This window comes from Achromobacter sp. 46006, from assembly GCF_059761975.1.
The window spans coordinates 1-11,921 of the sequence record NZ_JCBANN010000099.1 but is presented as its reverse complement, the minus strand read 5'-3'; the positions used below and the strand labels follow the sequence as shown (position 1 = coordinate 11,921).

Annotated in this window: 6 protein-coding genes; 4 read left to right on the top strand and 2 right to left on the bottom strand. The window is 68.6% G+C overall.

What is annotated here, in order from left to right; translation table 11 throughout:
* On the top strand, nucleotides 1-450 hold a 450-nt coding region (locus AC6LKG_RS25640; RefSeq protein WP_498169637.1), incomplete at its 5' end, for a DUF2894 domain-containing protein.
* A 63-nt stretch (nucleotides 451-513) separates the two neighbouring features.
* Here the strand turns inward: AC6LKG_RS25640 and AC6LKG_RS25635 are convergent.
* Both AC6LKG_RS25635 and AC6LKG_RS25630 read right to left on the bottom strand, forming a co-directional pair.
* Nucleotides 514-8,346, bottom strand: a complete 7,833-nt coding sequence (locus tag AC6LKG_RS25635; RefSeq protein ID WP_498169635.1) for an autotransporter-associated beta strand repeat-containing protein — start codon at nucleotides 8,344-8,346, stop codon at nucleotides 514-516.
* A 413-nt stretch (nucleotides 8,347-8,759) separates the two neighbouring features.
* The gene (locus AC6LKG_RS25630) at nucleotides 8,760-10,100 is read right to left on the bottom strand and encodes a carotenoid oxygenase family protein (protein ID WP_498169632.1); all 1,341 of its coding nucleotides are present in this window, start codon (nucleotides 10,098-10,100) and stop codon (nucleotides 8,760-8,762) included.
* Nucleotides 10,101-10,310: 210 nt separating this feature from the next.
* Here AC6LKG_RS25630 and AC6LKG_RS25625 point away from each other — a divergent pair, with 210 nt between their 5' ends.
* From AC6LKG_RS25625 to AC6LKG_RS25615, 3 genes are all read left to right on the top strand, one after another.
* On the top strand, nucleotides 10,311-10,556 hold the full coding sequence (locus AC6LKG_RS25625) for a ParD-like family protein (protein ID WP_498169629.1): 246 nt from the start codon (nucleotides 10,311-10,313) through the stop codon (nucleotides 10,554-10,556).
* A complete protein-coding gene (gene map / locus AC6LKG_RS25620; protein ID WP_498169626.1) occupies nucleotides 10,557-11,348 on the top strand; it encodes a type I methionyl aminopeptidase in 792 nt (263 codons plus the stop codon).
* Between the two features lie 100 nt (nucleotides 11,349-11,448).
* Nucleotides 11,449-11,921: MFS transporter (locus AC6LKG_RS25615; protein ID WP_498169623.1), on the top strand; the 473-nt coding region annotated here is incomplete at its 3' end.

The following is an 11,921-nucleotide window of genomic DNA, read 5'->3' as shown; positions in this document are numbered from 1 at the left end:
CAGCAGGACGCTGCCGCCCCCGCGGCGGGCGCCGCCGCGGCCAAGCCCGCCCCGCGCGGGCCGCTGGCGCAACTGGCGGCATACCTGGCCTACCCCGGCGCGCCCGGCGACGAGGCCGACGCCCTGGCCGCGCAGGCGCGCCGCGACGCCTACCCCGACCTGCCGGTACTGGACGAACTGCGCCTGATCTGGTCCGGCCTGAGCGCCGACCGGCAAGTGCGCCAATCCCAGGAGCAGGTGCACAAGAACGCCGGTCCGCTCAATTCCAATCAGTTGGTGCACCGTGCGCTGTCGCTGATGCGCGAACTGTCGCCGGGGTACCTGCAGCAGTTCGTGGCGTACACCGAGGCGCTGGCCTGGATGGAACAGGTCACCGCGGCCGCGCCGCCCGTCAAGGAAGCTCCGCGTGCGGGACCCGCCAAAAAGCGGGGCCGCGCCAAGAGCCGCTGACACACGGCGCTGGCTGCGGCCACCACGGCCGCGGACCCCGGAGAGCACACCGGACGCAGCCGCTCAGAAGCGGAAGGTCATGGTCACCCCGCCCTGGATGGCGCGCAGCCCCTGGCCGCCCTGCCGCCGCGTCGCGATCGCCGACACCCTAAGGCGCTCGGTCAAATGTCCGTCTACACCCGCCTTCAATTCGACCACGTTCCGGCTACCCTGGATCGTGGCGCCGACGCCGTCCAGCATCACGCCATATCGTTTGGACGCGTGCAGCCAATTCGCTTCCAGGAAGGTCTCGAATGCGCCCGTGGTGCCAGGGCCCCACGACTGACGGCCGCTACTCACCGACAAACGCGCGCCCAGGCGCGTCTGCACGTTGTTGGCGCCCATGCCTTGCACGCGCGTGCCGGTGTGCTCCGTGTGATCGGCGGCTTTCACGCCGGACCACAACACCTGCGCCTGTGGCCGGAAGCGGAAACGGTTCTCCGTGCCGCCGTCCGAGGTATATGAACCGACCTCCAGCAGCAAGCCCGACTCCAGGGACGCGGTGACACCCCGGCTTTGGTACGTCTCCTTGGCCAACCCATCGCCCGCGACCGTATTGTCGAACCGGTTATAGAGCGCCCAGCCGTCCACGTACAGGCCGCGACGCGTCAGCGCATCCTGATACCAGGTACCGTACAGGCCCGCGCTGTAGCCTTCGACCGCGCCGCGCGACTGATAGCCAGACAGGCGGCTACGGGTCTTGCTGTGCTGATTGCCGTAGCCGGCCATGACGCCCAGGCGCCAACCGTCCTTGCCCGTGAACGTGCCGCCTGCGATGGCGCTGCCCATCTGCAGCACGCTACGGTCGGCCGTGAAGTGATTCTGCCCATCCGACATGTTCCCGTGGCTGCGTCCGGCGGCCGTTCTGGCCCACGCGTGCCGGCGCGCCCCCGTCACAGGGTCGAACGATTCACCACTTTCACGGTCGCTCAGGCTCGTGTTGAACAGCACGCTCGCGGCAGCGAGGTTGCTGGCATAGCTGCCGATTTCGGGGCGGAAGACATGGACCGCGTTGGCATTGCCCTCGGAATTGCCGCCTGGCGGCGTATCGACGGGTGCGTCGGGAAGGTCGGCCTTGTCATCGACCGGAAGATCGGTGGGGTCGGCCGTGTCCGCGCCAGGCGGGGGATCGGCGGGGTCCGCGCCATCGTCAGCCGGGGGAACCTCCGGATCCTGCGCGCCACCATCGACCGGGGGAACCTCGGGATCCTGAGCGCCATCGTCAACCGGGGGGAGCTCCGGAACCTGCGCGCCATCATCGCTCGGGGGCACCTCGGGGACCTGGGCCCCGTCGTCAACCGGGGGGAACTCCGGGACTTGCGCACCGTCGTCGGCCGGAGGAACGTCGGGGTTCTCCGTGGGAGGTTCGGGGTTCTCCGTGGGAGGTTCGGGGTTCTCCGTGGGAGGTTCGGGCGTCATATCCAGGCTGGTCAGGTACCAACTGTTCGGGCTATTCCCGGAAGCCGATCCTTTTCTCAGGAAATAGTCGTAGGCGCCGGCCGCGATGCGGCCGCGTTGCACGAAGGCGTCTTCCGTGGACACGGCCGTGCGGATCAGTTCGATCCCTTCCACCGTTTGCGCGCCAGCGCCGCCCTCGTTGGCCACGGTGACGTACGTGGTGCCGCTCGCCGCGCCGCCGATGATCAGCTTGTCCGTGACGCTGTCATCGCCGCCCAGCACCGCGCCGAACGAAACGGTGCCGCCATCGCCCACCCAATCGCCAGCCTGGGTATAGACCTGACCCGCGCAATCGGCACATGTATTGAGCACCAGCATGCCGCTGTGCTTCATGTTTCCGGCGACCGTCAGGCCGGCCATCGATACGGGCGCGCCCAGGTCGTTGAACAGGATGACGCCGCTGTTATCCAGTTGCGAGATGATCTGGCTGTAGCCGCCCAGATTCAGGCTGGCGTCGCGCGCGATCATCACGCCCGCGGTTCGCGCGAATGCGTTGACGACGCCGGTTTTCAGCGTGCCGGCCTCGACGCGGGTGGTGCCGGAATAGGTATTCGCGCCGCCCAGAGTCAGCGTATTGGTGCCATTCTTGACCAGGGCCCCCGTGCCGGAAACCAGCCTTCCATACGTCACATCATCGCCGCGCTCAAACGCCAGGATGCCATGATTGACGATGTCGCCCGCCAGGGAACCGGTATTGCCGCCGTCGCCAATGCGCAGCGTGCCGGCTTCGACGGTTGTCAGGCCGGTGTAGGTGCTGTTGCCGGTCAGGGTCAGCGTGCCGGTACCCTTGTGGGTGACCGCGCCGCTGCCTGAAATGACACCCGCGTAGGCCGCCGCGTCGCCACGCTCGAAGACCAGCGTGGCGTCGTTGGCGATGTCGCCCGCCACGGCCCCGGCCGTGCCGCCGTCGCCAATGCGCAACGTGCCGGCTTCGATGCGGGTCGGGCCGCTGTAGGTGCTGTTGCCGGTCAGGGTCAGCGTGCCGGTTCCCTTGTGGATGACCGTGCCGCTGCCTGAAATGACGCCCGCGTAGCTCACCGCGTCGCCACGCTCGAAGACCAGCGCGGCGTCGTTGGCGATGTCGCCCGCCACGGCCCCGGCCGTACCGCCGTTGCCGACGCGCAGTGTGCCGGCTTCGATGCGGGTCGGGCCGCTGTAGGTGCTGTTGCCGGTCAGGGTCAGCGTGTTGCTCCCCTTCTTGGTGACCGTGCCGCTGCCGGAAATGACGCCCGCGTAGCTCACCGCGTCGCCACGCTCGAAGACCAGCGCGGCGTCGTTGGCGATGTCGCCCGCCACGGCCCCGGCCGTGCCGCCATCGCCAATGCGCAGCGTGCCGGCTTCGATGCGGGTCAAGCCGCCGTAGGTGCTGTTGCCGGTCAGGGTCAGCGTGCCGGTTCCCTTGTTGATGACCGTGCCGCTGCCGGAAATGACGCCCGCGTACCTCACCGCGTCGCCACGCTCGAAGACCAGCGTGGCGTCGTTGGCGATGTCGCCCGCCACGGCCCCGGCCGTGCCGCCATCGCCAATGCGAAGCGTGCCGGCTTCGATGGAGGTCAGGCCGGTGTAGAGGTTGTTGCCGGTCAGGGTCAGCGTGCCGGCGCCTCGCTTGGCGACCGTGCCCGCGCCGGCAATGACACCCGCGTGCGCTGCCGCGTCGCCGCGGTCGAACACCAGCGAGGCATGGTTGAGAATATCGCCCGTGACGGAGCCGCTGACGCCGCCATCGCCAATGCGCAAGACGCCGGCTTCTATGGAGGTCAGGCCGGTGTAGACGTTGTTGCCGGTCAGGGTCAACGTGCCGGCGCCGCGCTTGGCCACCGTGCCCTCGCCGGCAATGACGCCCGCGTGCGCCGCCGCGTCGGCGCGGTCGAAGACCAGCGCGGCATGGTTGAGGATATCGCCCGCGACGGAGCCGCTGACGCCGCCGTCGCCGATACGCAGCGTGCCGGCGGCGATCGTGGTGCCGCCGGTGTAAGTGCCAGCGCCCGTCAGCGTCAGCGTACCCGTGCCCTGCTTGGTCAGGCTCCGGCCATCCCAGCCCGTGGCGCCATTGGCGGCCATGTCATGCAAGTCGGCGTCGACGGTGTCCGCCACGCCCGGATCGAGCGTGAACGTGCCGTGCGCCTGGCCGCTCTCGTCCAGCCAGCTCAGGTCATAGGTGGCCAGATAGCGCATCAGGTCCTCGGACTTGCTGGCGGCCAATGTCAGGTAGTCGACCTTTCTTTCGTAGCCGTCGAAGATCACCCGCGCAAAGTCGCCCTCGATGCCGCCGTCTGTTTCGAACAACGACACGCTGCGCCGGATCTGGTCGGCGATGCCGGACACAAAGAGAGTGACGTCGGCGCCGAGGATCACCTTGCCCGCGGTCAGGCTGACGGCGGGCACCGGGTTGCGCAGCGCGTCGCGCAGCATCAGCGCCGAGCCGTCCCGCAGGGATGCCGTTCCGGCCAGATTCACCGCGACGGGCGTATGAACGTCCAGCGTCGCCCCGCTGGCCACGGTCATGGCGCCGCCCAGCGTGTTGGCCGTGGCGGACACGCCATCGCCGAACTTCAGGGTTCCGGCGGTGACCCTGGTGTCGCCGCCATACGTATTGGCGCCCGTCAGGGTCAGCACCTCGGCGCCGTTCTTGACGAGCGCCCCGGCGCCGGACATGGCGCTGGAGTACGTCACCGCGTCGCTGCGATCGAAGATCACCGTGGCGGCGCTGGCGATATCGCCGGTCACGAACCCGGTCGTGCCGCCGTTGCCGATGCGCAGCGTGCCGCCTTCGAGCGTGGTCAGGCCGGTATAAGTGTTGTTGCCCGTCAGGGTCAGCGTGTTGGTCCCCTTCTTGGTAACCGTGCCCTCGCCGGAAATGGCGCCCGCGTAGGTCACCGCGCCGCTGCGGTCGTAGACCAGCTCGGCATGGGTGACGATATCGCCTCTTACCGCGCCGGTCGCGCCGCCGTCGCCGATGCGCAGCGTGCCGGCGTTGATCGTCGTCACGCCCGTGTAGGTGTTGCCCCCGGTCAGGGTGAGGACATTGTCGCCGTCCTTGGCGACCCTGCCCCCGCCGGAGATGACGCCCGCGTAGGTCACTGGATCGCTGCGATCGAAGGCCAGCGCGGCGTTGTTGAGGATATTGCCCGCGATGGAGCCGGTGACGCCGCCGTCGCCCAGCCGCAGCGTGCCAGCGACCAGGGCGGTCCTGCCGGTGTAGGTATGGTCGCCGGTCAGGGTCAGCGTGCCGTCGCCGCGAGGGCTGGCGTCCACGGTATAGCCCTTGTAGACCTCACCCGTGCCGGAAATCACGCCGTCATACGTCGCGTCATCGCTGCGCACGAAGAACAGCTTGCCGCCATCGTTGACGATATCCCCCGCCACGGAACCAGAGGTGCCGTTGTAGCCCACGAACAGCGTGCTGTCGCGGTTGCTGATGCGCGTGCCGCCGGTGTAGGTGTTGTCGCCGGTCAGGATCAGCATGCCGTTCGTGAGCGTGACCGAACCCGAACCCGAAATCACGTTGTCGTAGGTGCCCCGCCAGGTGCGGCCGTGGTCGAAATGCAGCGCGGCGTCACCGGACAACAGGACCGGACCGGCCACGGAACCGGTGAGGCCGCCGTCGCCCAGGCGCAGCACGCCCCCTTCGACGAGGGTCTGGCCCGAGTGGGTGTTCTCGCCGGTCAGGGTCAGCGTGTTGGTCCCTCGCTTGGTGACCGTGCCCACGCCGGAAATGATGCCCGCGTAGGATGCCGCATCGGCGCGGTCGAAGACCAGCGCGGCGCTGTTGAGGACATTGCCCGCCAGGGAACCGGTGGCGCCGCCATCACCGATCCGCAGCGTGCCGGCGATGACGGTGGTTCTGCCGGTGTAGGTGTGATCGCCGGTCAGCGTCAGCGTGCCGGCCCCGTACTGCACCCCGTCATCGAAGGTATAGCCCTTGAAAACGCTGCCCGTGCCGGAAATCACGCCGTCATAGGTGACGTCGTCGCCGCGGGCGAAGAACAACTGGCCGCCATCGTTGAAGATATCGCCCGCCACCGAACCGGTTGCGCCGCCGTCGCCGATCCGCAGCGTGCTGCCCAGGATCCTGGTGCCGCCGGTATAGGTGTTCGCGCCGGTCAAGGTCAGCGTGCCGCTGCCGGCCTGCGTCACGACGCCGCCGCCGGAGATCACGCCCGGGTATGTCAGCCCATTGCCGCGGTCGAAAACCACCTCGCCGCGATTGACGATGTCGCCATTCACCGAGCCGGTGCCGCCGCCATAACCCACGCGCAGCGTGCCTGCTTCGACGGTGGTCAGGCCAAAATAGCTGTTGTCGCCGCTCAGGATCAAGGTGCCCGCGCCCCGTTTGGTCAGGCTGTTGCCATCCCAGTCGCCGCTGGCTCGCATCCGCCTCAAGGTCGCGCCAACGTCGAATTCCTCGTCCGCGCCGAGCAGGAACGTGCCGTGCGCCCTGGCCGGCGTATCGAACCAGGAGAGCTGGTAACTCGCCAGGTAGCTTCTGCCGTCGTCGGATTTGCGGGTGCGCAGCGTCAGGAAATCCGTGATACGCACGCCCGGGGCCGCTGGGTCACCGTCGTCGGCCTTGCCTCCAATGAAGACGTGGGCGAAATCACCCTGGATCACGCCGTCGGTGGCGCTGAACAGCGCGGTGTCGGTCGCGCTCGCGGCCGCGACGCCGGACAGATTGAAGGTGACCCCATTGCCGATGGTCACGGCCTTGACCCGCCAGCTTTCCGGCGGCTCGCCTTCCGCTGCGCGCGCCGTTGTGATGGACAGGGACGCGCCGTCGTTCAGGACGGCGGCCCCGGCCATGTCGACCGTTGCCGGCGTATGGATGGCCAGCGTGGCTCCGCCAGCCACGGTGATGCCGCCGCCCAGCGTATTGGCGGCGCCGAGGGCCCGGCCGAATTCCAGCGTGCCGGCGCCGACCGTGGTGTCGCCGTCGTAGGTATTGGCGCCGGCCAGATTCACCGCGTCGGCGCCGATCTTGCTGACCGCCCCGGGGCCGGAAATGACGCCCGTGTACGTCAGCGCGTTGCCGCGATCAAAGACCAATGTGCCGGCATTGGCGATATCGCCGGCCAGCGATCCGGTCGCGCCGCCGTTGCCGATGCGCAGCGCGCCGCCCTCGATCGTGGTCGGGCCGGTATAGGTGTTGTCGCCGGTCAGGATCAGCGTGTTGGTGCCCTTCTTGATCATCGCCCCCTCGCCGGAGATGACGCCGGCGTAGGCCGCCGTGTCGCCGCGATCGAAGACCAGCGTGGCCTGGTTGGCGATATCGCCCGCCACAACGCCGGTCGTGCCGCCAGCGCCGATACGCAGCGTGCCGGCGTCGACGGAGGTCAGGCCGGTGTAGGTGTTGTTGCCGGTCAGGGTCAACGTGCCGGCGCCTTGCTTGGTGACGGTGCCCACGCCGGATATGCCCCCCGCGTGGAGCACTTCATTGCCGCGATCGAAGACCAGCGCGGCATTGTTGCGGATGTTTCCTGTGACGGAACCGGTCAGGCCGCCGTCGCCGATCCGAAGCGTGCCGGCCGCAACCGTGGTGCCGCCGGTGTAGGTGCTGTCGCCCGTCAGCGTCAGCGCGCCCGTTCCGCGCTTGGTCAGGCTCCTGCCGTCCCAGCCGCTGGCGCCATTGGCGGCCATGTCATGCAGGTCGGCGCCAATGGTGTCGGACAGGTCGGCACCGACGGTGAACGTGCCGTGGGACCGGCCGCTGCTGTCCAGCCAGGTCAGGTCATAGTCCGCCAGATAACGCGTCTGGTCCTCGGACTTCCTGGTGGTCAAGGTCAGGTAATCGACCCGTCTTTCATATCCGTCCGACAGCAGCCGGGCGAAGTCGCCCTCGATGCCGCCGGCCGCGCTGAACAGCGGCGCGTCGCGCAAGATCCGGTGAGCGATGCCGGACAGCGAGAGCGTGACGTCCTGGCCGAGGAAAACCTTGCCGGCGCTGAAGCTGGCGGCGGGCGTCTCTCTTTGCAGCGCGCCGCGCAGGACCAAGGCCGAACCGTCATGCAGCGTGACATTTCCATCCAGCCCGAGGGGATTGCCCGCAAATCCGACTTCGGCCCCCGTCCCGACGTCCAGGCCGCCGGTTACCCGGACGGATTCGTCGCCGCTGTTGAGAATGGACAATTTTGGCGGGGTGAGCGTCTTGTCGTCATGCGACAGTACGATATCGCCTTCGATGCCTCCGCCAGGCTCGAGCTTGACTTGCCTGGCGCCGCCGGTCAGGCGGATGGCGACCCCGTCGGTGCCGTCTTCCGCCATCGGGACATCGGCCGGCGCCCCCTCTTCCTCGGAGCCGGAGGCCAGCACATCCGGAACCGCTCCGGCGAACGCCAGGACGGCACACAGCGCGGCGGTCGTCGCGTGCAGGCGGAACGGCGTACATGCGGCGTGACCGGGCATGCCGGTCAATGCGGCCGAGTCCCCTACCCGTTCCGTCGCGCCCGCAGCCGATTTTTGTCTTCCGCGCTTGTTTTTGTTCGAGATGCGGCGGGACGAGGGCCCCTTTCGAAATAGGGTCATGACTACTACCTGTACGTGCGCCAGCCGCCGCGGTCCACGGCGGCTGGCGCGATTCTTCCGGGAATGAAAAGCGGACGCGGCGCCGACGGGCAGACGCCTCAAGAATTCTAGGTAGGGGGAGCGGGATAAAACGAGGGAGCGGCCAGGAGTTATTTATACGTTTGGCGGAACCGCCAACGTATCTGCACGGCGCAAACGCCATGATGCGGCCGACCGCCGCAAGGGCCGACCGCTGCACGCGATTATAGAGACTGGCGCGGACGCCGGCCGGGACAGACGCCCGGCCGCTGCACTCACACGTCGCCCGCCTGGCGCGGCAACCAGGCGCCATGAAAACCCGCCGGAATCCGGCGCGGCAGGCGCACCGTGGCCACCGGCCCGGCGCCGATGTCGCGCCCGTCCAGCACCACCACGTCGCTGCGGTCGCCCTCCCGCCGGTAGACGCATACCAGCACCCAACCGTCATCCTCGTGCCGCGCGCCGGGGCGCGGGACGAACACCGGCTCGCTGTTCTGGTCGCCCGGCGGCACCGAATACATCTGCCGCGCGCCCGTCTCCAGGTCGTAGCGCACCACCCCGCGCATCTCGCGGTTATTGGGTTGATGCACCGCATAGGCGTAGCGGCAGGCATGGCCGGTGCGGCTTTCGTTGATGCGCGGCAATTCGATGCCGGCGTCATCGAGCGCGCGTTCGCTGACACGCCCGCCGGCGAGGTCGATCACGTAGCGCCACAGCACGCCCAGCGGGTTTTCCTCGAAAGCGGCGCCGTCGGGCGCCAGCCGCAGGTAATGCGGATAGCGCACTACGTCCAGCACCAGCGTGGCCTCATCGGCGTCATAGGCGTTGACCACGTGCTGGATGAAACACGGCGCCACCTCGAACCAGCGCACCGGCCCGCCGTGGCGCGCGATCACGCCCAGGCGCGATTGCCGTTCGTCGTGCCAGCGCAGCGGCATGCGGTGGCCGCGCGACAACATGGAGAAGTCGTACGCCACGTTCAGGTCCAGCAGGATGCTGTGGCGGGCGGTGATGGCCATGTCGTGCATCATCGACGGCCCGGGCACCTCGATCTCCTGGTCCAGCAGCGGCCGGCCGTCGGCGCCTGTCACGCCATAGCGCAGCCAGGGGCGCTCCCAGTGGGCGCGAAAGCTCATCAGCTCGCCTGTGACGGGATCGATCTTGGGATGCGCGGTCATGCCGGCCGCCAGGCCGGGATGGCGGCGGCTGGCGCCCAGGAAGTCGAGGTCCGCCGTCATCGCCAGCGGCGCGCCGCCTTCGGCCAGCGCCAGGGTCTCGCCGGCGTGGCGCAGCACGTTGACGTTGGGGTTGGTGTCCGGCAGGCCGGCGGCGTCGGCGGGCGCGTACTCGCGCGCCCAGAGACGGCTGCGGGCCCAGCGGTTGCGGTATGCGGCGGCACGGCCATCGCGCAGGACAATCGCGTGCAGCATCGCCGCCTGCGGCCACCACGACAGCACGTCATTGCCCTCGAAGCGCCCACGCAACGGATTGGGGCCGTTGCGCACCAGCGTGCCATCCAGGCCGGCCGGCAGCGCGCCGTCCACCGGCAGGTCGGTCAGGTCGATTTCGTCGGCCAGCGGCGCGGTGGCGCCGGTGTTCAGGTCGAATACGGTCATGCTTGCGTCCTTCTTGGTTGTGGAAGGGCACAATTTTTACCCGGATTAAATTAATCCGTCAATATTACCCGGATTAAATTTTAAAGCCCGCCAGCGCAAACGCGGCCCGGCCTGGCGCGGCCCGACCTGCGCGGCCCGACCGATTTGCAGGCAGCCCCAGCGTTGCGATACCATACGTTTCATATACAAATCATATATGGAATACTCACCATGGGCATCGTCAAGATTTCCGAGCAGATGCACGAAAACCTGCGCGTGGCCAGCGGCGCGCTCAGCCGCTCGATCAACGCGCAGGCCGAACACTGGATGCGCATCGGCATGCTGTCCGAGCTCTACCCCGAATTGCGCCACGCCGACATCTGCCAACTGCTGATCCGCATCGAGCAGGCCGAAGGCTTCAGCATCGCCGCCCTGTCCCAGGGACAGATCCCCGCCGGCCAGCAGGAGGCCGCGTAAATGGCGCACAAGGTTTCCATCAAGTCCGCCGCCGACATCGCCATGGCCCGGCGCGCCGGCGCCCTGGCGGCGGAAGTGCTGCACATGATCGCCGAGCACGTGCGCCCCGGCGTCACCACCGACGAACTCGACCGCATCTGCCACGACTACATCGTCAACGTGCAGAAGGCGATCCCGGCCAACGTCGGCTACCACGGCTTTCCCAAGACCATCTGTGCCTCGGCCAACCACGTGATCTGCCACGGCATCCCGTCGGCCAAGGTGCTCAAGAACGGCGACATCCTCAACATCGACGTGGCCGTCATCAAGGACGGCTGGTTCGGCGACACCAGCCGCATGTACTTCGTCGGCCAGCCCAGCCCGCTGGCGCGGCGGCTGGTCAACACCACCTACGAAGCCATGCGCGCGGGCATCATGGCGGTCAGGCCCGGCGCCACGCTGGGCGACGTCGGCCACGCCATCCAGACGGTGGCGCACCGCGAGCACTTCAGCATCGTGCGCGAATACTGTGGCCACGGCATTGGCCAGATCTATCACGACGAACCGCAGGTGCTGCACTATGGCCGCCCCGGCGAGGGCCTGGTGCTGCAGCCGGGCATGATGTTCACCATCGAGCCCATGATCAACGCCGGCAAGCCGCAGACCAAGCAGTTGCCCGACGGCTGGACCGTGGTCACCAAGGACCGCTCGCTGTCGGCCCAATGGGAACACATGGTGGTCGTCACCGACACCGGCTACGAGGTCCTGACCCCTTGGCCGGACGGCTTCGGCGACTATCCACCGATTCCCTGACGCCGCCGGCCGGCGACGGCAATTAACGGAGTGCAACACGCGCGGGGCCCGGCCATGATCGGGCCCTTGCCGTTTGCGCGGCGCCACCGCCCCTCACGCCATGCCCGCCCTGCCCCCGGCCTTTCGCCGGCTCGCCAGTTCCAACCTGGCCGCCCAATTTTCCGAACAGATCGCGCTGGCGGCGGCGCCGCTGCTGGCGGTGCTGGCGCTGGGCGCCACCGCCGCCCAGACCGGCTACCTGCAGACCGCGCAGACCCTGCCTTTCCTGCTGCTGTCGCTGCCCGCCGGCGTGCTGGCCGATCGCCTGCCGCGCCGTACCCTGATGGCCAGCGCCGAATGCGTGCGCGCCGCCAGCCTGCTGGCGCTGCTGGCCCTGCTGGCGCTGGACGGCTTGAGCCTGGGCTGGCTGGCGGCGCTGGGCCTGTTGGGCGCGGTCGGCACCGTGGCCTACAACGTGGCCGCGCCGGCGCTGGTGCCGACCCTGGTCGCCGCGCCGGCCCTGGGCCAGGCCAACCGCTGGCTGGAACTGGCGCGCAGCGCGGCCTTCTCGGCCGGGCCGGCGCTGGGCGGGGC

Excerpts from the sequence above, each read along its gene's own strand:
- AC6LKG_RS25635 (WP_498169635.1), bottom strand. The coding sequence starts at position 8,346 with ATGCCCGGTCACGCCGCATGTACGCCGTTCCGCCTGCACGCGACGACC.
- AC6LKG_RS25630 (WP_498169632.1), bottom strand. The coding sequence starts at position 10,100 with ATGACCGTATTCGACCTGAACACCGGCGCCACCGCGCCGCTGGCCGAC.
- AC6LKG_RS25625 (WP_498169629.1), top strand. The coding sequence starts at position 10,311 with ATGGGCATCGTCAAGATTTCCGAGCAGATGCACGAAAACCTGCGCGTG.
- map (WP_498169626.1), top strand. The coding sequence starts at position 10,557 with ATGGCGCACAAGGTTTCCATCAAGTCCGCCGCCGACATCGCCATGGCC.